Annotated in this window: 19 protein-coding genes and 1 tRNA gene; 3 read left to right on the top strand and 17 right to left on the bottom strand. The window is 46.7% G+C overall.

Annotated elements, in window-relative coordinates; all coding sequences use genetic code 11:
* Positions 1 to 25: 25 nt before the first annotated feature.
* Positions 26 to 1219 (bottom strand): PLP-dependent aminotransferase family protein, encoded by a 1194-nt coding sequence (locus ACO0KZ_RS00565; RefSeq protein WP_422991672.1) that lies wholly within the window; start codon positions 1217 to 1219, stop codon positions 26 to 28.
* Positions 1220 to 1315: 96 nt separating this feature from the next.
* On the bottom strand, positions 1316 to 1774 hold the full coding sequence (locus tag ACO0KZ_RS00570; RefSeq protein ID WP_422991673.1) for a RidA family protein: 459 nt from the start codon (positions 1772 to 1774) through the stop codon (positions 1316 to 1318).
* A 418-nt stretch (positions 1775 to 2192) separates the two neighbouring features.
* On the opposite strand from ACO0KZ_RS00570, the gene ACO0KZ_RS00575 reads away from it, so the two are divergent.
* The gene (locus ACO0KZ_RS00575) at positions 2193 to 3638 is read left to right on the top strand and encodes a PLP-dependent aminotransferase family protein (RefSeq protein WP_422991675.1); all 1446 of its coding nucleotides are present in this window, start codon (positions 2193 to 2195) and stop codon (positions 3636 to 3638) included.
* A gap of 11 nt (positions 3639 to 3649) precedes the next feature.
* Here the strand turns inward: ACO0KZ_RS00575 and ACO0KZ_RS00580 are convergent, their stop codons facing one another.
* The 3 genes from ACO0KZ_RS00580 to ACO0KZ_RS00590 form a co-directional block, all read right to left on the bottom strand.
* Positions 3650 to 4795, bottom strand: coding sequence for a hypothetical protein (locus ACO0KZ_RS00580; RefSeq protein WP_422991677.1), 1146 nt, complete (start codon positions 4793 to 4795; stop codon positions 3650 to 3652).
* Complete coding sequence (locus tag ACO0KZ_RS00585) at positions 4792 to 5382, bottom strand: hypothetical protein (protein WP_422991679.1); 591 nt, start codon at positions 5380 to 5382, stop codon at positions 4792 to 4794. The genes ACO0KZ_RS00580 and ACO0KZ_RS00585 overlap by 4 nt, the downstream gene beginning before the upstream one ends.
* Positions 5383 to 5626: 244 nt before the next feature.
* Positions 5627 to 6754 carry a GGDEF domain-containing protein gene (locus ACO0KZ_RS00590; protein WP_422991681.1) on the bottom strand — a complete coding sequence of 376 codons (1128 nt, stop codon included), beginning with the start codon at positions 6752 to 6754 and terminating at the stop codon, positions 5627 to 5629.
* 413 nt (positions 6755 to 7167) lie between these two features.
* Here ACO0KZ_RS00590 and cysS point away from each other — a divergent pair, with 413 nt between their 5' ends.
* Positions 7168 to 8544: a cysteine--tRNA ligase gene (gene cysS, locus ACO0KZ_RS00595; RefSeq protein ID WP_422992750.1), complete on the top strand. Its 1377-nt coding sequence runs from the start codon at positions 7168 to 7170 to the stop codon at positions 8542 to 8544.
* Positions 8545 to 8623: 79 nt separating this feature from the next.
* Here cysS and ACO0KZ_RS00600 read toward each other — a convergent pair whose 3' ends face one another.
* From ACO0KZ_RS00600 to ACO0KZ_RS00655, 12 genes are all read right to left on the bottom strand, one after another.
* Complete coding sequence (locus ACO0KZ_RS00600; protein ID WP_422991683.1) at positions 8624 to 9484, bottom strand: hypothetical protein; 861 nt, start codon at positions 9482 to 9484, stop codon at positions 8624 to 8626.
* A gap of 40 nt (positions 9485 to 9524) precedes the next feature.
* Complete coding sequence (locus ACO0KZ_RS00605) at positions 9525 to 10694, bottom strand: acyltransferase family protein (RefSeq protein WP_422991685.1); 1170 nt, start codon at positions 10692 to 10694, stop codon at positions 9525 to 9527.
* A gap of 64 nt (positions 10695 to 10758) precedes the next feature.
* Positions 10759 to 11202: a cupin domain-containing protein gene (locus ACO0KZ_RS00610; RefSeq protein WP_422991687.1), complete on the bottom strand. Its 444-nt coding sequence runs from the start codon at positions 11200 to 11202 to the stop codon at positions 10759 to 10761.
* A gap of 33 nt (positions 11203 to 11235) precedes the next feature.
* Positions 11236 to 11772 carry a DUF924 family protein gene (locus tag ACO0KZ_RS00615; protein ID WP_422991689.1) on the bottom strand — a complete coding sequence of 179 codons (537 nt, stop codon included), beginning with the start codon at positions 11770 to 11772 and terminating at the stop codon, positions 11236 to 11238.
* A gap of 62 nt (positions 11773 to 11834) precedes the next feature.
* Positions 11835 to 12785, bottom strand: coding sequence for a tRNA pseudouridine(55) synthase TruB (gene truB, locus ACO0KZ_RS00620; protein WP_422991691.1), 951 nt, complete (start codon positions 12783 to 12785; stop codon positions 11835 to 11837).
* A gap of 175 nt (positions 12786 to 12960) precedes the next feature.
* Positions 12961 to 13359 carry a 30S ribosome-binding factor RbfA gene (gene rbfA, locus ACO0KZ_RS00625; RefSeq protein WP_422991693.1) on the bottom strand — a complete coding sequence of 133 codons (399 nt, stop codon included), beginning with the start codon at positions 13357 to 13359 and terminating at the stop codon, positions 12961 to 12963.
* Positions 13360 to 13597: 238 nt separating this feature from the next.
* Complete coding sequence (infB, locus tag ACO0KZ_RS00630; protein WP_422991695.1) at positions 13598 to 16483, bottom strand: translation initiation factor IF-2; 2886 nt, start codon at positions 16481 to 16483, stop codon at positions 13598 to 13600.
* Positions 16484 to 16567: 84 nt separating this feature from the next.
* On the bottom strand, positions 16568 to 18127 hold the full coding sequence (gene nusA / locus ACO0KZ_RS00635) for a transcription termination factor NusA (RefSeq protein WP_422991697.1): 1560 nt from the start codon (positions 18125 to 18127) through the stop codon (positions 16568 to 16570).
* Complete coding sequence (gene rimP, locus ACO0KZ_RS00640; protein WP_422991699.1) at positions 18124 to 18612, bottom strand: ribosome maturation factor RimP; 489 nt, start codon at positions 18610 to 18612, stop codon at positions 18124 to 18126. The genes nusA and rimP overlap by 4 nt, the downstream gene beginning before the upstream one ends.
* 261 nt (positions 18613 to 18873) lie before the next feature.
* On the bottom strand, positions 18874 to 20712 hold the full coding sequence (locus ACO0KZ_RS00645) for a pseudouridine synthase (RefSeq protein ID WP_422991701.1): 1839 nt from the start codon (positions 20710 to 20712) through the stop codon (positions 18874 to 18876).
* Positions 20699 to 21691, bottom strand: coding sequence for an SMC-Scp complex subunit ScpB (scpB, locus tag ACO0KZ_RS00650; protein ID WP_422991703.1), 993 nt, complete (start codon positions 21689 to 21691; stop codon positions 20699 to 20701). Before scpB ends, ACO0KZ_RS00645 begins: the two co-directional genes overlap by 14 nt.
* 321 nt (positions 21692 to 22012) lie before the next feature.
* Positions 22013 to 22089: transfer RNA gene (locus ACO0KZ_RS00655), tRNA-Met, on the bottom strand.
* Between the two features lie 195 nt (positions 22090 to 22284).
* Between ACO0KZ_RS00655 and ACO0KZ_RS00660 the strand changes: the two genes are divergently transcribed.
* A complete protein-coding gene (locus tag ACO0KZ_RS00660) occupies positions 22285 to 22854 on the top strand; it encodes an NUDIX hydrolase (protein ID WP_422991705.1) in 570 nt (189 codons plus the stop codon).
* Positions 22855 to 22869 lie beyond the last annotated feature (15 nt).

Genomic DNA, 22869 nt, shown 5'->3' on the forward strand with positions numbered 1-22869 from the left:
GCATCTATGGGTCTATTGTTGCAGATTACATGCGCGCTTTAATCAAATTGCCGATCTTCTCTACGCCTTCGTTAATTTTCTCAGGCGACACTGTGACAAAACTCAGACGGAAAGTATTGGTTTCAGCCTCATTCGCATAAAACGGACCGCCAGGCACGAAGGCAACATTATTCGCAATCGCTTCTTCTAACAACTCTTTGCTATGAATATGCTTAGGTAAAGTCACCCAAATAAACATGCCCCCAATAGGACGAGTCCAGCTGACGCCTTCTGGGAAATGCTTAGTCATGGCGGCTAACATCACATCACATTGTGCTGAGTAAAAGCGACGAATGCTAGGGATATGCTCGTCCAAGAAACCATCTTTAATCACTTCGTACACCGCCATCTGCGTCAAAGTCGAGGTATGCAAATCAGTCGCTTGTTTCGCCTGTTCCAGTTTACGAATCAAAGGCACCGGTGCCACCATGTAACCCAAACGTATACCCGGTGTCAAAATCTTAGAAAATGAACCTAGGTAAATGACACCATTGGGATTCATATTTAAGAGCTTAGGTAAAGGTTCACCGCTATAGCAAAGATCGCCATAAGGATTATCTTCTATCAATGGAATGCCCATGCGTGCACAGGTTTCCACCAATTCTTTACGACGCTCTAAAGACAAAGTACGCCCGGTAGGGTTTTGAAAATTAGGCAAAGCGTAAAACAACTTGGCGCCTTCACCTTTGGCTGCGACCGATGCGGGCACCACGCCATTCTCATCCATATCAACAGAAACAAACTCCGGGCGATACACCGAGAAAGCCTGCAGCGCTCCGAGGTAACTTGGTGTCTCTACCAAAATTTTACTACCTTCATCGACCAAAACTTTCGCCAACAAATCCAAGCCTTGCTGAGAACCCGACACCATCATGATCTGATCCGCGGTAATGGTGCAATCGGAAGTCGATAAAGACTTTGCGATAAATTCGCGTAAAGGTGCATAACCATCAGTTGTGCCGTATTGCAAGGCAGTCTTGCCATTTTCAGCCAAAACTTTGTCGAAGGCCGCACGCATACGCTCTACAGGAAAGGTTTCTGGAGAAGGCAAGCCACCTGCAAACGAAATCACTTCTGGACGCATCGTTACTTTAAGAATTTCACGAATTGCCGAGCTTTGTAACTGCTCAGCGCGTTCAGAAAATTTCCACTCTATCGGTTTTAAATTTTGCAGGCTCATACTGGATTCACTTCAAAAAAAGTTTTAAAACAATTTATTTTGCTGAACTGCACAAATGCAATTTTCAGACAAAATTCAGCCAATAAAAATTGACACTTAGGCGATCTCAACGATCATTTCTATTTCTACACAAGCGCCCAAAGGAATTTGAGCCACGCCGAAAGCAGAGCGTGCGTGTTTGCCTTGTTCACCGAAAATCTCACCGATCAATTCAGAAGCACCATTCGTGACTAAATGTTGCTCAGTAAACTCTGACGTTGAATTTACCAGACTCATCAATTTCACAATACGTTTAACGCGGGTCAAATCTCCACCGCAGGCGTCTTGCAAGGTCGCCAACAAATCAATTGCAATCAAACGCGCCGCTTCTTTGCCTTCGGCTGTTTCCATCGTTTTACCCAATTGTCCAACCCAGACCTTGCCATCTTTTTTGGCAATATGGCCGGACAAAAATACCGTATTGCCAGTCTGTGCGTGCATTACATACGCGGCAGCTGGTGCAGCGACGGCTGGCAATTCAATATTCAAAGCTTTTAATTTTTCGTAAACTGACATAAATATTCCTCAACAAAGTGATTCCGCAGACGTGTGCGGCAATTCAAAAATGCCTCTACAGCAACCACCAACATTGTAAGGCGCAAGCTCGGGCAAGACCACAGCGGAACCTAAAAACAATCAAAAACCAATCAAATATTTTTTATTTTGGCGCTTTTTTGTAAGCAGATAAAATAAAACCAAGTAATAGCGACAAATCTGATGTAATCCTTTTTTATGCTACTGCACTACTGAACCATTCAGAGACGACAACTTATTATGCTATCCTAACCGTAAACACCAATACAGTACCAATACAATTTACGAAATAGATTTCACACTGTCATGGCACTTTTACCATTACACAAGACTTCGTCAAAGAATTGTTCGGATTGTGATATTAAATTCACAAAATTAAAAAATCGTAAGGTCGCTCAAAATGCGTTCAAGCTCCAATTTAACAATCGGTTCCATGGTATCCCGCGACTCGGGTGGCTCTCTGGTGGAACAAATCGTACGCTCGGTGGCTTGCCGTATAGACGACAAATTGCTGCGTACCGGCTCACGCATGCCGTCTATACGCCAGTTCGCCGACGAGCAAAAAGTGTCGCGCTTTACGGTAGTCGAAGCCTATGATCGTTTAGTCGCCAATGGCTACTTAGAGTCCCGTAGAGGCTCTGGTTTTTTTGTACGTGAACGCGCTTCATTGCTTAACAGCGGTGTGACAGATAATAGCAATACACGCAACATTCCAACCTCGCAACAACCCGATGTGGTGTGGTTAGTTCGCAATATGCTACGCCAATTACCGCAACAGAAGATGCCCGGCTCAGGCTTATTACCGCATGAATGGTTAGACGGAGAATTAGTTGCCAACGGCCTGCGTGCGGTAAGTCGTCTAAATCAGAGTTTGCTACTCCATTACGGTACTCAACAAGGATTTTTGCCATTTCGCCAGCAACTGCAATTGAAATTGGCTGAATTGGAAATAGCCGCTTCCCCCGAGCAAATCGTCACCACCAATGGTGTCACGCAAGCACTTGATTTAGTTGCACGTGAGTTTACTCAACCTGGCGACACCATTTTTGTCGATGATCCGGCCTGGTTCTTAATGTTTGGCACCTTCGCTACCTTGGGTACCAAAGTTATCGGTATCCCGCGCTTGCACGATGGCCCTGACGTTGCCAAACTTGCTGAATTGGCTGCGTTACATAAACCCAAGCTGTACATCATTCATTCGGTATTGCACAACCCGACCTCCACTTCACTGTCGGCTGCGAAAGCTTTTCAAGTTCTGAAAACCGCCGAACTACATGATTTCATGATTGTAGAAGATGATATTTATTGCGATATGCATCCAGGTTCTACGGTGCAGCCAGCGACCCGCCTGTCTGCTTTGGATCAGCTCAATCGTGTCATCTACTTAGGTGGCTTTTCCAAAACTCTGGCAGCCAATTTACGTGTGGGATTTATCGCAACATCGCATGAAACCGCGATCCGCCTGTCCGACCGCAAGATGCTTTCTAGCCTGACCACGAATGAAATCAGTGAGCGTGTGGTTCATAAAATTTTATCAGAAGGCCATTATCGCAAGCACGTCGATCGTATACGCGGCAAACTAGACACGGCGCGCAATGAAGTTACGGCTCGTGTCGAAAAATTAGGAATGAAAGTAGAATACCGCACCCCCGCTGGCATGTTCTTGTGGGTGGACACGTGCAATGACACCATCGCCCTAACTGAAAAAGCCTTTGAAAAAGGATTTTTACTCGCACCCGGCAGTCTGTTTTCACCGCATCAATTGCCCTCGACGAAAATGCGTTTGAATGTTGCTGCGATGTCGGACGCTAGTGTTTGGGATTTTTTGGGAAAGGAACTAAACTAAACCCTCATGAACTATGACGGTTTGCTGGTGAAAGCAACTAGAAATCTATCCATCGCAGCGAACAGAATTTCCACGCTATAGCCAGCTAAAAATGCCAATGCAAACGGCGATAAAGATTTGAATATGCCGCCATCGCTATTTTCAGGGATCACAAACCAAGCAAACACCATACCGCCCAGCGTACCGAGGTAAAGGCGAATACGAAAGCCAACATTCGACGCCTCTGAATAAGTACGGGCGGTAATCTCAACTGCCAAGGTACGCAAAACATAAACACAGGTGCCTAAAAGTCCGTACAGCAGAGGCAAAAGATAGCGTTGCAATGCATCCAATAAGAGATTAGACGACTGCAACAAAATAGAATTGAGGTAGATTTTCTTCTCAGCGGGATTGTCGACTTCTATCTGTGGGTTGGGCAAAAACATGGCCCAAATACGACTCCACACATACAGCGATTCATAACTAGAATCTTTTTGAAACCCATAGCTCTCGACTTGCGCTTTGAGACTAAGATTAATGGTGTCTTGCGCCGCATTCCCACTGCTTAAAACGCCCTCCCCTGAATTCGCGTTCACGGCATTCGTTGCGTTCAGTGCCTGCAACTTCGCAGCTGTCCACTTGGCTGAAGAGTCGGCATATTTCTCTGAGATTTTTTGGACATCGGTCGTAATTTTGCTACCAAACAGCCAATAGATTTGTATGGTCAACAAAGCACATAAAGTACCTATTGCTAATATGGTGTACCAACGTACCGCGCTGCGTGCCAAGGAAATTTTTTTGAGTGTCATCCCGAATACGACACGTGTTTCTATTTCGTCAGGATCGAGTATCGATTGCAAACTATTCACCGAGACGGGCGCCACGGCTCTTGCTAGCGTATTGAACGCGAGCCAAAATGCGGTTTCGGCTTCATCGCTCATTTGCTTTAACGTATACAAACTACCGCTAGAAACAATCACTTTAATAACAGATTCATCTAGCGCCGTTCCATTTTGTGATGCGAATGCCAGTAATATCTGCGATTCACGAATCGCTGTACCGAGACTAGCATTATTCTGCCTATCAACATTCGTTTTCTCTACCGTATTTTTCGACTGTAGATCATCACCTGAGGGTGATGCGACAACGGCTGCCACTGTTTGGATTTCATCGCTCATCTTTTTATCTCTATCACAAATTTACAAGGTCTTAACTTATTGTCTGGCGTTGGGCAAATAACGGGAGCACCTGAGCTGTACACCAAATCAACCCGCCACCAACCTGGTGTCAACTGCTGCTTTCCGCTCCACACTCGCCAACGAAACGCACCCGTTGCATCGACTTCAAAAGCTAATTTTTGTAGTGACTCTTTTCTACCAACAGCTAAATCGACCGCCAAATCCAGCGTATCGGGACTTTCAGCTTCAATAGCATCGCTTTGATATTTGTACCACTCGTGTCGTATCGGCATACTGCCTTTAGTGCTATTTTGCAGTCGAGCCAATAAGGCAGCAGAGCCCTGTAATTGCATCCACAAAAATGCTTTTCTGCTTCGAACCGGTTGAACTAATTTATCTTGAAATTGTCTCGTTTGGCGATCCACGGCATTGGTCCAGACAAAACTTTCGACTCGGACATCTGCAACATCAATCGTTTGCTCATTCGGTAAATCTATTGCTCTTGAAGGCGGCGCAAAAAAATAATGGCCGCAAACGAGCATGATCAACGCGCATAGTTGGTTTGAGTCTATTTTTCGAATGGGCATATAGCCTCAATAGGAGCAAAGGAAGAATAAAAATCTTGCTTAATTCTTTACTTGAATTATTACAACCAACCCAAGTATCAAACAAAAATATTTTATAAACAAGAAAATTTTAGAGACCTGTTGCGCCACGGGACGTGTGCAATAAAATGCCAGTACCCAAAAGAGCACCGGCAGATTCAAAGCTAAGAGATGGGAATCAAGTAAAAACATCAGAATCAACTAAATCTGATTGACTACTTGCGATTTAGGCAAATATTTCTTGTTCAGGGCTGGATGGCGTCAAAGTTTGTCTAGCAACATGCTGTGCCTTATGCAAAGCATCTTCGGCACGACGTAACATACTTTCTATCGTGTCACCTTCCAACATCGTGGCAACACCGACGCTGGCGCTAACTTTTAATTCTTTACCCGAGGCAGCGACTGGCATGGCGACAATCGTCGCCTGGGCGCGTGCTGCAATCTTCTCGGCAATTTCTTCATTCGCTTCAGGCAGGAGCACGCTAAACTCTTCAGAGCCATAGCGAGCCAGACAATCGTAACTGCGAGTAGCACGACGCATGCGCTTGCTCACTTCCACCAAAACCATGTCACTAGCACTTGCTCCATATTCGCTATTGATTTGTTTTAAATGATCAAGGTCTAACATCAGTAAAGAAAGTGGTTTTCCCAAGCGCAGATGTCTTTGCAACTCACTATCAGTGACACGCAAAAACTCACGACGATTGGCAATACCCGTTAAAGGATCCGTATTTTCTTTGCGCTGCAATTCCAATTCCGCACTCAAGATTTTCTTACGATAAACCTGCCGTTGCGCTGCTAATACTTGCCCTGAATAGGCACTGAGTAACAGTGAGGTCAACACCGTCAATTGAAATGCCGTAGAGGGAAAAGTCTTGGTCAAAGATAAAGTGACGCAAGCAAAGAAATAGGCTATCAGCAGTTGCCGTAGTCGCACATTGCGCAAAGGTAACGCAATTGATACCATCAAACAGATCCAGGCATCAATAAAAAAATGACCGAGATAGTAGACTGGTGCGATGACATTGCCAGACAATTGCACCAACATCACCGCAACAGTCCAACGGTACAAGTGCTTTTCTAATAATGGGCGTCTGAACTTATTGTCAGCGCGTCTTTCTTGAGCCGACTTCACTGGTCGCAACAAATACCAACTGACGACCCACATTACACCACGCAAGCACACCATAATCCAAAAATTCTGCGTCCAGCCAAGGAGCGAAAAATCGATATACAACAAGGGCCAAGTCGCCCACATAAAAAAAAGTAACACGCTACGTGCTTGCATTTGATCCTGTGACTGACAGTGTGCGCGAAATTCGTCAGGCGTTACTTCGGGATATAGCGCTATCATAGGTGTCTCCTACCTGTTTATTACATGTCATTGCATCTTTTCGCTATATTGGATTTTGTCGCAAAAAAATTGCCTGAGGGCATAAATTCAGTGTAGCGCTTTGAACAAACAAAGCAAATTGTTTGCGATGATTTGATAAGAAACGCCTAGAATCCGTACCTGATTTACATCATGCGTATGGCATTCTATTTTTCAAGTCAACATTTTGTAGAAAACTCAAATTCATTGCTGTCCTCTAAACCTTTAAGTTAACTTTCATGCAGAATTCAATAAGGAATTCGGCGATAATACTGGTCTAGCTAAGGCTTCCGCAATTTTGGCAGGATTTGAACCCGATGAGTGCGCTATTGCAAATAGCAAAGAAGCCTCAATTTCATATCAATTCCTGATTTTTTTACTTCAACTATTACTAAATCGACATGCAACTCTACGACAACTGGGAACGTTCCCTGCGCCCTTTCACTCCGATTCACCAGGACTGGGTTGGTTTGTACTGTTGCGGCCCTACCGTGTATGACTTTGCGCATATCGGCAATTTACGCACCTATTTATTCGAAGACGTCTTACGTCGCGCCTTAGAGCTCAACGGTTACAACGTACGTCACGTGGTTAATATTACGGACGTCGGCCATTTGGTGTCGGACGGTGATGACGGCGAAGACAAGATGGAAAAAGGCTCGCGCCGCACTGGCCAAACGGCTTGGGAAATCGCAGAGAAATACACGGTCGCGTTCAAAGAAGATGTGCAACGCTTAAATATTTTAGAACCAAAAATCTGGTGTAAAGCGACCGACCATATTGTCGAACAAATTGATTTCATCAGCGTCATCGAAGAAAAAGGCTACACCTATCGCACCTCCGATGGCATCTATTTCGACACCTCGAAACAAGACGACTACGGCTATCTCGCTCGCCTCAACCGCGAAGGCTTAGAAGCCGGCAAACGTGTAGAAATCGGCGAAAAGAAAAACCCAACCGACTTCGCACTGTGGAAATTCAGCCCTGAAGGCAGCACGCGTCAAATGGAATGGGACAGCCCATGGGGTCGTGGTTTCCCTGGCTGGCATATTGAATGCTCGGCCATGTCGGCAAAATATTTGGAACCTTGGTTTGATATTCACTGCGGCGGCGAAGACCATATCGCAATTCACCATAGCAATGAGATCGCACAAAATCAAGCTTGCCACGGTACACGTTTAGCTAACTTCTGGATGCATGGCTACTTCTTACAAATCGACGCCGGCAAGATGTCCAAATCCAGCGGCGACTTTTTACGCTTGCAAACACTGATCGACGACAACATCGACCCACTCGCCTATCGCTGGTTATGTTTGTCTGCCCACTATCGCAGCCAACTCAACTTCAGCTGGGAATCCTTAAAAGCCTCACAAACTGGCTTGAATCGCCTACGCGAAACCTACTTTAATTTGCCTGCAGGCGGCAGCATCAATCAAGACTACGCAGACCGTTTCAAAGCCGAGGTCGACCAAGATTTGAATCTACCAAAGGCGATTGCGGTCATGTGGGAAATGTTGAAATCCAACGTAAGTGACGCCGACAAAAAAGCCACGCTCGATTACTTCGATCAAATGTTAGGTTTGAATTTGAAAGCCTGGGAACCGAAGAAAACCGAAATCCCTGCGCACATTGTAGAACTGGTCGAACAACGCAAGATCGCGCGTCAAAACAAAATGTGGGCCGAGTCGGATCGTTTGCGTGATGCGATTAAGGCTGCGGGGTTTGAGGTTGAGGATACGCCTGCTGGGATGGTGGTGAAGGCGGTTGGCTAAAAAAGTAATAGCGAGATTGAGGAGCGCAAAGAAATTCGAATTCTTTGCGCTTTTTTTTCGAGGAATAAAAATGGCGTTTCTAAGAATTTCGACGCACCACAATTAACAGAAAATACCCCAGCACCGGTCCAGCACCAAAGCCCATTAAGGGCATAGGCGTCAAACCCAAATATGCGCATATCATAATCACGATGTAGTAAAACGCGATCGGTATCAATTCTGGCGAACCGCGCTTGATGCCGACAAAAAATAGACCAATGGGAATCAGCACTATGCTCGATACGGCTGTTAGCACCGGCAAGACTCCCGCACTGCTCGCCAACTGAATCACGCCTTCGACATAAGGCACGGGCTGCAGCTGATCTGGTTGTTGCCAACACCAATAACACAACAGTCCCATCAAAATACTGATCGCTACTTTCAGCACGAAGCTACCCTTACGATGCCACACGATGAACAACACAGCTAGTGCGAAGGCAATCAGTTGTGAGACATCTGGTTGCAGAGCAAGTAGTGCTGCTAACGCTACCATCAGGCCTGCATTGGCATACGCCGAAAAATGCAGGCGCCAATGAAGTCTGGCGAACAAATACAAAGCGACAGGCAAAACAGCGGCTGAAAAGTACAAGCGTAGACCTCCGAACTTAAGCCATCGACTTGGATCTCCTGCTTCAGAAAATCCGAAACAAGCAGCTAAACCGATCATCATTAAAGCGAGCACCGAGACAGAATTGCGGATTTGCCGAGGCACCGATGAACTACTTTCACCATCTTGATTACGACGCGCTTTGCCCATCCATAACACGCAGGCTATACCTACCAAGGCCACAACAATCTGCTGTACTTGCAATGACAGTCCGACACTCGCCAGGCGCATCAAGAACAGGCTAGCAATCAAGCTTGGTAAAGCGATCAAAATCCAAACTAAGCTTGTGCGCATCAACATTCTCCTCAGAACTTTACTTTTTCGAAATTAATCTCTACTTATCAAGCTCATATTTGGATGCACGGGAGCGTAAATATTGCATAGCGGGCGTACTCACCCAGCGCTCCAGCAGCAAACCGAGCACCAAACAGCCTACGACCACTGGTACATACACCACAAACGTCCACCGCATATTCTCACCAAAATAGGCACGATAGGCAGTACAAACCGATAAGACGATGAACATATGGCTCAGGTAGACTTCATAACTCAAATAACCCATCTTCGCCAACCATTGCCAGCCCCAACGCGGACGCGGCGCGAGACGCTGAGCGGCAAACACCAAGAGGCAAGCGGACAGGCACAAGATCAACATGCTGTAACCATGAATCACCTTCCACACTTCACTGCCAAAGAAATAAATCGCGATCAGTCCTATGCCACCTAAGACAGCAATCGAACGTGCAAACTGTTCGCTGGTTTTCCAGACCTGCGCCAAAAGTGCCGTCAACACACCGAAAGCAATGGCCGACATGCCTGGCAAATAGGCTTTTTCTTTCCAGATTTCGTTGCCAACGATGGCTTCACGCGTCAAAGGCAAGGAGAATGCCAAGACCAATAAAGCTACTACCAACCAGCGTCGAGGTAAGAAAATACACATCAGCGGAAACGCGAGATAGAAAACCTCTTCGATTGACAAAGACCACAAGACATCCCAAGCCGCCGGCAACCAAGTTGTTTGCCCTTCGTACCAATTCAAATGCAAACCTAAAGCAGACAACAAAGCGCGCCCCAAAGTCTGGCCTTTCTCGTGCACCACATAGCCATCCACACCGAATAAGTGCATGAGACTCAGAACGATGAGTAAAAGTGCGAGAAGAGGAAAGATACGACTAAAGCGCTGCAGATAAAACTGCCGCCAATTGATCGCACTCAGCTCACCATAGCTTTGCAAACAACGCTGCGTAATGAGGAAACCCGACAACACAAAAAACAGAAACACCGATTCATAGCCATTAAAGCTGATGCCATTAATAACGCGCTTACCCAGGAACTCACCAACTAAGCTCGGTTTCAAAGGCAAGCGAAAACTCATGGCAAGATGATGAATGACGACGAATAAAATGGAAAACCCGCGCAGCAGGTCGATACCAAAGTTACGATGGCTTGAATATGCGTGAATTAGACTCAGTTGGCTAGAGCTTTGATCGTAAGTAGAATGCATGAAGAAAATTTAACATAGGAGAATGCGCATCCTACACAAGTCACGCTGATAAACCAAGCACCACTTATTTACTTCCGACGAGCCCCAAAGACCTATCGTAAAGCGGTTTGCTTTTGTCTACTATATGGACCGTGAATAACTTCAAAGATGTATCGCCAATGACTTTGAATCCACCATGTTGCACCATGCGTGGATTCATGAGGCTAGCACCGGTAGGCAGCGTTTGTGGCTCTTTCCCTTGCATCTGAATTTGTGCACCCTGCAAGACATGCAGTGCTTCTATGCCATGATGCAAATGCAGATCGATACCCTCACCTGGTTTGTATTCGGCAACTGAAGAAATCACTTCCATCCCAGTGGGAGTGCCATTTGGTCCTTGCAATTCAACTCTTTGTTTTTCTTGGCGCTGCGGTGAATCGCTCAGAGCTTGCGCAAGTAAAGTACCTGCACTACCAAGTGCGATTAATCCAAGCGCAACAAGAGTTTGTCGAAGTTTGGTACGAATCATCGCTTTCTCCTACTGAACTAAAACGAACAAAACTTAAAAGCTAGACCCAGCTTCTTTCAGGAACTCGATTTCTTCAGCTGTTGATTCGCGTCCCAAGATGGCATTGCGATGCGGATAGCGACCGAAACGATCGATGATGCGCTTATGCTTTAACTCGAATTCGTAATTACCTTGAGGGGCATGTTCATGAAACAGCTTCTCAGCATAAGCGTGAATGGCACGAGATTCACTATGCATGAAAGGCATGTACAAGAAATTTCTTTCGATAGGCGTTAAGCCATGGTCCGCTTGCACTCTAATCGCCTCCTGCGCCAACACCAAGGCCATCGCATCTTGCGCAAATGCTTGCGGCGTGTTGCGATACACATTACGCGAAAACTGATCCAAGACGATGATCTCTGCCAAACGACCATGGTCATCACCACGCCATTCGTCGAGCTCACCCGCGGCGGCCTGTAGCATCACGCTGTGAAAACGCTTTTGTATCAATTGATCAAACTCAGGATCAACACTCCACCATTGCTTGCTGTCGATTTCTTCGAACCAGAAGCGGATAATTTCTTGGAACATGGGATGCTTTCATCGGGAATCAGTCCACCTATTTTACCCGTGAATGCAAAGTCAAGGAAAGTTCAGTGTTGATCAACGGTGGAAATCAAACGCTCTGGTGCCAATACACCAAACTCTTGCAATTGTGCCGAGCCAAGTAATTGTTTCGACGTTTGTTCAGGATCAATGCGATAAACTCGCACGCGACCAAGCTCACTAGGATGGGCGACAGCTTCCTTCGCCAAGGAAATCCGTTGGCCTTGCAAAAAGCGCTTAGACAACTCTGATGTTAACAGCACCTCAGGAAAACTCGACAACAATGCATCGACAGGCGCTAACAAGGCATGGCGTTGCTCTTCGCTCATTTCTATTAATTGATCGAGCGTTACGGTATTTTCTAAAATGAGATGACCAACATGAGTGCGGCGCAAAGCATTTAAATGAGCACCGCAACCTAAGGCATTACCAATGTCTTCACCTAAGACACGAATATAGGTGCCTTTGCTGCAGCATACGTTTAAGGTTAAGAATGGCGCTTCGTATTTAACGAACTCAAGCAAATGAATCGTCACCGGACGCGCTTCACGTTCTAGTGTGATCCCCTCGCGTGCATATTCGTAAAGCGGTTTACCGTCACGTTTAAGTGCCGAATACATAGGTGGCACCTGCAGAATATCACCTTTGAATTGTTCTAAAACAGCGTGAATTTGCGCTTCGTTCACATTCACTTCGCGGGTTTGGATAACCTCACCTTCGGTGTCACCTGTATTAGTGCTCACACCCAAATGCACGACGGTTTGGTAGGTTTTATCTGCCTCTAATAAATCTGCGGAAAACTTGGTCGCCTCACCAAAACACAATGGCAACAGGCCCGTAGCAAACGGATCTAAAGTACCGGTATGTCCAGCTTTAATTGCATTGAGTAATCGCTTAGATTTGATTAGCGCATCATTGCTCGACCACCCCACGGGCTTATCTAATAACAGCACGCCATTGATGGGTAGGCGTGTTTTTTTCTTGACGGGTTGGTTCATATGCAGACTAGAATTGGAATTTCAAAAAGTTTCTACTCAGGATTCATAAGGAATTTAGGGCGGGTGAAACCCCGCGCCGCCAGCCTATCGAGCACCTGATCAGCGCGGGGTTTCACCCGCCCTACGAAAACTGCAGTCTCTACGCCTTTGCGGTTCCAGCTTCTTAAGAACCGAATCAGTCTTCGTTGTCGCTCTTATCCTCTGGAACGTGAGTCGCGTTAGCCTCATCGATCAACTTCGACATAGCGATACCGCGCATAGTGGAAGTATCATGGACGAAATGTAATTGCGGCAAAGTGTGAATGCGCAATTTCAAACCTAGCTGATTACGTAAGAATCCAGCTGCCTTGTTTAAGCCTTCTAGGGTATTCTTGATGGCGGCAGGATCGTCTGCCAAGGTCGTGAAATACACTTTTGCATGCGCATAATCAGGCGTCAATTGCACTTCAGTGAGCGTGATCATGCCGACACGTGGATCTTTGAGTTCTGCCCAGATGATTTCGGATAAATCACGTTGGATTTGATCAGCAACGCGCAAACCGCGAGCTGGGATGGATTTACTATTTTTGGCCATAAGGATTACCGGTTACTGCTTCTAATATTCTATTCATCATCGAGAGAGTCTGTTGGGCTTTCTCAATATTAGTCGTCATGTTTCTATAGGCAACGAGGGTTGCCTATGAATTTCAATAAATGCTGCAAACTAGAATTTCCCCTTCCCCTTCAAGGGGAGCGAATTCCCAGTCTCTTTTCAACACTACAAAACTAAAGAGGAAGCTTTCGCTTCCTCTTTGGTCTTACTTCTTAATTGCTTACAGAGTACGAGCAATTTCCTGAATTTCAAAGATTTCCAAGAAATCTCCGACCTGGATATCGTTGTAAGCTTTGAGTGAGAGACCACATTCCATACCTGCACGAACTTCTTTGGCGTCGTCTTTGTAACGCTTCAAGGAATCCAATTCGCCTGTCCATGTCACCACATTGTTGCGTAGCAAACGCACGGACGACGTACGCTTAACCACACCTTCGGTGACCAAGCAACCTGCAATGGAACCGACTTTGCTGACGGAGAAGACTTGACGAATTTCGACCATACCAATGATCGTTTCGCGTTTCTCTGGTGCCAACATACCGGACAAGGCAGACTTGATTTCGTCAACTGCATCGTAAATGATGTTGTAGTAACGGATGTCCACGCCATTCGATTCAGCCAACTTACGAGCGGAGGCATCAGCACGGGTGTTAAATCCGATGATGACCGCTTTGGAAGCCACAGCCAAGTTGACGTCGGATTCTGAAATGCCACCGACTGCCGCATGCACCACTTGTACGCGCACTTCGTTGTTCGACAACTTGACCAAGGATTGAACCAAAGCTTCTTGCGAACCCTGTACGTCGGTTTTGACGATGATAGGCAAGTTTTTGAGTTCGCCTTCGCCCATGTTTTCAAACATGTTTTCGAGCTTCGCGGCTTGCTGTTTCGCCAATTTAACATCACGGTATTTACCTTGACGGAACAAAGCGATTTCACGTGCTTTACGCTCATCAACCATGACCATGACTTCTTCGCCAGCTGCTGGAACTTCGGTTAAACCTTGAATCTCAACAGGAATCGATGGACCTGCTGTGTGAATATTTTTACCATTTTCATCCAACATCGCACGAACACGACCATAAGATGAACCAGCCAAGACTACGTCGCCACGTTTCAAGGTACCCGACTGAACCAAGATCGTTGCAACAGTACCGCGACCTTTATCCAAACGAGATTCAACGACCAAACCTTTAGCAGGTGCATCAACTGGTGCACGCAATTCTAAAACTTCAGCTTGTAACAAAACTTGTTCTAATAAATCATCGATACCCTGGCCTGTTTTAGCGGACACCGAAACGAATGGTGACTCACCACCATAGGCTTCTGGGACAACGCTTTCCGCAATCAATTCTTGTGTCACGCGATCTGCATTGCCACCTGGTTTATCGATCTTATTAATCGCGACAACCAAAGGCACGCCCGCAGCTTTTGCATGGGCAATCGCTTCTTTCGTTTGTGGCATCACGCCATCGTCTGCTGCAACGACCAGAATAACGATATCGGTTGCTTTTGCACCACGGGCACGCATCGCCGTAAACGCTTCATGACCTGGTGTATCCAAGAATGTAATCATGCCGCGTGGCGTTTCCACATGGTAAGCGCCAATATGCTGCGTAATACCACCTGCTTCGCCAGAAGCCACTTTCGCGCGGCGAATATAATCAAGCAAAGATGTTTTACCGTGATCAACGTGACCCATCACGGTAACGACTGGCGCACGTGGTGATGATTCATATTCTGCATGTTCAGCCACATCCGTCAGCATCGCTTCTGGATCATCAATCTTAGCAGCGAAGGCCTTATGGCCCATTTCTTCAACCAGAATCATCGCTGTTTCTTGATCAAGAACTTGGTTGATCGTACACATCTGACCTAATTTCATCAAATGCTTAATCACTTCAGAAGCTTTGACGGACATTTTATGTGCGAGTTCCGCAACCGTTAAGGTCTCTGGCACGTAGACGTCTTTGATAACAGCTTCAACTGGTACTTGGAAGTTAGTTTCTCTATCATCATGATGATTATTACGGCGACCTTTAGGACCACTCTTCCAACCATCACGACCAACTGGTGCTGCGCCACGTGTTTTCAAACCACCACCACCGCGTTTTTTCGCGTCTTCTTGCCATGTGGAAGACACATTGGCGGATTTGATGGCTTTTTTATCGGTCGGTGCGGCTACTGCTGGCTTCACATCTTTCTTGTCACCAGGCTTATTCTCACCAGGCTTTTTATCGGCGGGCTTATGTAAAGTACCTTCTGCAACTTTAGATGGTGCAGCAACAGGAGCTGGCACCTCGACCACTTTCGGCTTACGCGCTGCCAGCATCATTTCTTTAATCTGTGCAACTTCGTCAGCAACTTTTTTACGAGCATTTTCAGCATTTGCAGCGCGTGCAGCAGCTTCTTTCACCGCTTCTTTGGCTACAGCTGCAGCAGCAGTCGCTTTTTTCTTTGCGTCTTCAGCGGCTAGACGTTTTGCCTCTTCGTCAACTGCAGGTGTATCAGAAGAAACTTCCGAAACCATTGGTGTTTTGCTTGCTTTCGCACGCTTTTCCTCGGCTTGCTTCGCTTTTTCTGCGTCAGCTTTCGCTTTGGCAGCCGCTTCCGCTTCACGAGCTGCTTTCGCTTCGGCTTCTTTTTCTGCCTCGAGTTTCGCCAGTTGTTCTTGCTTCTCTAACAATTCAGCTTCACGACGCGCGGCCAATTCTGCTTCCGCTTGCGCCTCAGCTTCACGACGAGCCATTTCTGCAGGGTCAATAGCTAGCGCAGGTATAGCATTCTCGTCAGGAGAGCTTTCGTCCCGCTTCACAAAAGTACGCTTTTTACGCACTTCAACTTGCACAGTACGTGTTTTGCCAGTGGCATCAGCTTGTTTAATCTCGGTCGTTTCCTTGCGAGTCAAAGTGATTTTTTTCTTATCGGCATCAGGAGCCACGCCGTGCGAACGGCGTAAATGTTCCAACAGCTTGTCCTTATCTTCTTTGGACAAGATATCGGACGCAGACGCTTTTGCAACGCCTGCGGCATTCAATTGCGTGAGCAGTAAATCCGCTGACATTTTCAGCTCGGTGGCAAATTGAGCTACATTATTACTCGCCATTCAGTCCTCTTTCTTTGTTTGCGCTGTGATTTAACGCTATAAATTTAGTTAAATCCACGCTTCAATTATGTTGTTTACTCGTGATTATTTTGCTTCAACGAGTTTCCATGCTTTTTCCAATAAGGCTTTAGCATGTTCATCATATTTAGCGTCGATGAGTTTCATCTCATCATCAGTCACATCTTCAAATGCATTATCGATTAATTGACGTGCACGGTCTGTAGACAGAGCCAAAATCGCGCCAAATTCATCGTAAGCTAAGCCACCGAAAGCAGCGAGGGACTTAATACCTGCCAAGCCCAATTTACCTGCTGTTGCACGGCTCATACCTTCCAGATTAATCAATGCGTCTTCCACACCCTCTACACCTTCTTCAGAAGCAATCGCTTCCGTCACAAGTGCATCACGTGCGCGATTGCGCAATTCATTCACTGTATCTTCATCTAAGGCGTCGATTTCCAGCATTTCGCTAATTGGTACATAAGCGATTTCTTCTAAGCTAGAGAAGCCTTCGTCAACCAAGATGTCTGCGACTTCTTGATCTACGTCGAGTTTTTCCATGAACAGAGCACGGATGCCAGCAGATTCTTGCTCTGCTTTATCCGCAGATTGCTCTGCCGTCATGATATTAATTTGCCAGCCAGTCAATTCTGCTGCCAGGCGTACGTTTTGACCGCTACGGCCAATCGCAATCGCCAGGTTTTCATCATCAACAACGACGTCCATTGCGTGTTTTTCTTCATCCACCATGATGGAAGAAACGTTCGCTGGCGCCAAAGCACCAATCACGAATTGTGCTGGATCTTCAGACCACAATACGATATCAACACGTTCACCACCGAGCTCACCAGTGACTGCTTGTACACGTGAACCACGCATACCAACGCAAGTACCGATAGGATCAATACGTTTGTCATCAGTGTGCACCGCGATCTTAGCGCGAACACCCGGATCACGAGCCGCAGATTTGATAACTAAAGAACCTTGTTCGATTTCTGGCACTTCTAATTCAAACAATTTCATGATGAATTCTGGCGCAGTGCGCGACAAGATCACTTGTGGGCCGCGAGCATTGCGGTCAATACGCAAGATGTAAGCACGGACGCGATCACCAACACGCAAGTTTTCTTTCGGAATCATTTGATCGCGCGGCAAACGTGCCTCAATACGACCAGATTCAACCACCGCTTCACCGCGTTCCATGCGTTTAATAGTGCCCATAACTAAGGAATCACCACGCTCTAAGAACTCAGCCAAAATTTGTTCACGTTCTGCATCACGGATACGTTGCAATACGATTTGTTTGGTATCTTGTGCAAAGCGACGACCCAGCTCAACCGATTCCACTGGCTCTTCAATGTATTCATCGACTTCGATGTCTGCGTATTGCTCGACTGCTTCAAAATGTAAAATTTCTTGATCTGGCAATTGCAAACCTGCCTCGTCAGCCACTACGTGCCAACGGCGGAAAGTACGGTATTCGCCAGTATCACGGTCGATTTCTACACGAATATCGACTTCACCTTCATAACGCTTTTTGGTAGCCGTTGCCAAAGCATGTTCCAATGCGCCAAAAACGATATCTTCATCAACGTTTTTTTCACGCGCCAGCACATCAACCAATAATAAAACTTCGCGACTCATGCTTTGCGACTCCTAAAATTCACTTGCGGCACTAAGCGTGCCTTATCTAAATCAGCGAGCGTAAACTCAAGCATCGCCGCGCCATCTTTCGTTTCAAATTCGAGCTTCAGAGTTTCCCCTTCTGGCTCATGCAATACACCTTCGAAGCTCTTACGATTCGCCATGCCCGGCATAGGCAATCGCAATTTTATGTTGGCTTTTTCGCCGACAAAACGGACGAAATCAGCAATCTTCTTCAATGGTCGATCCAAGCCCGGGGAAGAAATCTCTAAGCGTTCATAAGCGACTTCTTCTACCGTCAATACGTGCGACAATTGATGACTGACCTTCGCACAATCTTCAACAGTAACATGACCCTTTTCCTCAACATCTTCCGGTAAAAGATCAATATACACACGAAACAAACCACGCTCTGCCCGCTCAAAGTCGACCAGATCATAGCCTGTCCCATTGACAGTCTTTTCAATTAATTCCAACAATTGCAAGACAATTCTCCGATAAATACAGATATCGCTTCCAAACGATTCTAAAACTGATTAAACGCTGAAAAACGATTCGCCAAAAAAAAATGGGCACTAGCCCATCTTCTTAGCGCCTTAAATAGACTTAATGTTGACCAAAAAATAATTCAAGGAAAAATCTGCTAACTACAAGATTATAAACGATTAATTACTCAATCGCAATGAGAAGTCGGTGAAAAACACGGCCTGAGCAACATCTTTCACCCACTTCCAGGCATTTAATTTTTAAGTACCACGACGACGACGTGCCGCAATCGCCTGGCCAATCGCAGGACCACTGCCACGCTCGGTCGGGCCGCGGCGATTTTGGTCGCGACTCGGATAGCCCAGGGCTGTTTGCAAAGGATCTGGCTGACGACTACGCGGTTTTCCACCATTTGCATTCGGCTTAGCAGCCTTAGAACCACCTGGCGTGCCAGCGTAACCACCCGTACCAGAGCCACGTGCCGGACGACCATTCTGAGGATTAGCAAAACCACCACGCACCGTAGGCTCAAAGCTTCTCTGCACTGGCGCATCAAATGGATTCACATTACGCGGCACTTTGCCACCTTGCACGCGATTTCCATTTGGCTTACCCACAGGTTTTTCAGATCTTTCGCCAGCAGTTTTTTCCAAACCACTCACTTTGAGCAAGCTACGCACCGCATCTTCACCCAACTCATCCCAACGTCCACGTTTCAAGCCGGAAGGCAAAGTCATCACGCCATAGCGTGTACGAATCAAACGCGACACGGTCAAACCCACCGCCTCAAACATACGACGCACTTCACGATTACGACCTTCGCCGATGATGACGCGATACCACTTATTCACACCCTCACCACCACCATCCGAAATTTTGGAGAATTGCGCCATACCGTCTTCCAGCTCCACGCCAGCCAATAGCTTTTGACGCATACCCTCTTCCAAATCACCCAAAGTACGCACAGCGTATTCACGCTCAATGCCGTAACGTGGATGCATCAGACGGTTCGCCAAATCACCAGATGTTGTGAATAACAACAAACCTTCAGTGTTGTAATCGAGACGACCGACAGCCAGCCATTTACCGACCTTCATTTGCGGCAAACTATCAAACACGGATGCACGGCCTTCAGGATCACTCGTACTGACGATTTCACCAGCGGGCTTATGATAAATCAGCACGCGCGGCGGTTTTTTACTGACTTTACGCTGAATTAATTTTCCGTTAATACGCACTTGGTCTTGCGGCAAAATACGCTGACCAATATGCGCCGGCTCACCGTTCACGGAAACGCGTCCAGCAATAATCAACTCTTCCATATCACGACGCGAACCCAGACCCGCTTCGGCCAAGACTTTATGCAATTTTGGCGCATCATCATCAGCCGTTAAATCGCGACGAGTTTTTTTATTTTTATCGTTACGTGAATGTTGAGCATCATCTGCTGCGTCATACGCATCAGAAGTCACAAATGAAAACACATCATCCGCGTCAGGTACGGCGCCGCGACTATTTTGCTGACCCGGACGACGTTGATTATTTTGGTTGCGCTGCTCGCCATTGCGATTTTGCGCACCTTGCCCAGGCTTTGTTTGCTGTCGATTACGCGACTGACCGTCGCGCACTTGACCATCACGAGGCTTTGCATTACGGGAATTATTTCTATCACCTTGAGGACGACGTGGGCGCTCATTACCCTCTTCCGCGCCCACTCGATTGGGCGACTCTAATTGAGGCGTACCTTGTTGCTCCACACTCACTTCAAGCGATTCAACTTGACGCGGTACGCGAGGCTGACGTGGCGGACGCTCTTGACGCGGCGCTCTGGCAACAGGCGCTGACTGCTCTGCGAAAGCTGGCGTTTGAGCTAGTATCTCTGCACTAACGACTTCCGCCTTTAATCTTGGCTTACGCGGAGCACGTGGCGCTTTAGCAGCTGGCGCCCCCTCACTCGCGGCACTGACAACACCGACTGTTGCATCATCGGCCTTTGCAACTTTCGGACGTGCAACGCGTTTTGCGCGGGGACGCGGAGCGTCGGTTTCAGCACCAGTTTTTTGCTGGCTGGAAGTATCGTCTGGATTATTTGTGTTCATTATCTGATTCTGGTTTGAAAGGTGTTAGAGCTTCAGCATCTGCTTCCACTACTTCATCTATATTCGTGTCAGCCATCATTGCAACATCATCCAAGATCACATCACTGGCTGCTTCATTTTTGTGAGCATCTGCTGCACGGTCTTCCGATGCAACATCACTCAATTCTTCTTGCGCATTCATTTGCGCATTCATTTGCGCATTAATTTGCGCACTTACATCAATTTCGTTTGCAACTATTTCCGTCGCATCATCTTCAATCACAATCTCAGAAACAAGTTCTTCAGAGGCATCAAGCTCATGCTCAAGCTTTACAAGAGACTCTTCATCACCCGTATGAACATTCATCGCGGAAGCATCGGCAATTTCAACTAAAGCCTCCATCTCAGCGAACATATTCAATTCTGGGGAATCATCCTTAGAGGGAGGCGCATCTTCTGCCTCCTCCTGACCAATCTGCTGCAAAGGCGGCAATTGATCTAGTGATGCCAACCCCAAGTCACTTAAGAATTGCTTGGTTGTCGCAAACAAAGCTGGTCGCCCAGGCACTTCACGATGGCCGATGGTTTCTATCCAGCCACGATCCTCAAGCGTCTTTACCATCTGAGATGCCACTGCAACACCGCGTATCTCCTCGATATCGCCACGGGTCACAGGCTGACGATAAGCAATGATCGCCAAAGTTTCCAAGGTTGCACGTGAATACTTGGGCGGCTTTTCTGGATTCAATCGATCGATGAAAGCGCGCATCTCAGGGCGACTTTGAAAGCGCCACCCAGTCGATAAGGAAACCAACATAATTCCCTTGTCGGACCAATCTTGACGCACTTCTTCCAGCATTAATTTAATCGTATCAGCACCGACCAGATCTTCTTGATCGCTACTATCAACAAACAATTTTTTCATTGTATTAATGGTCAGCGGCTCATGTGCGCATAACAATGCGGTTTCGAGTACACGCTTGGCATCTGCAGTATTCATGCAAACTCTTTAGCTAACAGGTTGTGTTGATCTTAAGAAGTATTCAGTGAAGCACTCGGGATAATCATTATCCCAACCAGTCTAGTCTTGTAGGACATTGCGCAGCACGATTCATCGATGTGCGCCTGGTGGATCAGTCTGCAGCCAACCCGTACATAGATCGCCAACTAGCGAATCGTCAATAAAAGTCAGTCAAAACAGTCGATCAATTTAGTAGATGCCCGATTGTAGTCTAGAAACACGTTCCAAACACAAACCAATCAAAAAAATTCGTCAGCCTAACGAAAAAGCCACGATGAAACGTGGCTTTATTCTTAAAACTGGTTGCGGGGGCAGGATTTGAACCTACGACCTTCGGGTTATGAGCCCGACGAGCTGCCAGACTGCTCCACCCCGCGTCTGATATGTAGAACTATACAGGACTTTGCTGCTTTGCGCAATTTCTTTCTATGCTCAAGCATAATTCGTGAGCATATTTCTATTGCGGCTTCATGACACCAAGTAGTTTTTCAGCTCTACACTCAGAGAACCGTGCAGGCGGTGATACACTTTCACAGATTCGATTTATGTGTCTGTCCCGAAAGAGTTACTCCATGAAATTTTGCTCTGCTTGCGCTGCGCCTGTGACCTTGAAAATTCCCGCTGACGATACGCGTGAACGCTTTGTCTGCACAAAATGCGGCACAGTTCATTATCAAAATCCGAACATGGTCGTAGGCACGTTACCTGTTTGGGATATCGCAGGAGAAGCCAAGGTACTGCTTTGCAAACGTGCGATTGAGCCGCGCTATGGCTATTGGACTTTGCCTGCAGGTTTTATGGAAAATCAAGAAACCTGTCGGCAGGCAGCCCAACGAGAGACTATAGAAGAGGCTGGCGCAAATATAGAACTACATGAGTTATTCTCGGTACTCAGCGTACCCCATGTGGATCAGGTGCATCTGTTCTATAGAGCGACTCTGGTTGACACGAATTATCTGGCCGGCGTCGAGAGCCTTGAAGTCACTTTATTTGCCGAACATGAAATACCTTGGGATGAAATCGCGTTCGCTACAGTGAGCCAAACTTTGAAGTTCTTTTTCGAAGATCTGAAAAAAGTACAGCATGAGGGGCAATTTAGTTTGCACGAACATGACTTTTACAAATCACATCACCCTGAATAAGCATATCCGTATCCC

It is taken from the genome of Undibacterium sp. Di24W (assembly GCF_049340325.1).
Classification (GTDB): Bacteria; Pseudomonadota; Gammaproteobacteria; order Burkholderiales; family Burkholderiaceae_D; genus Undibacterium.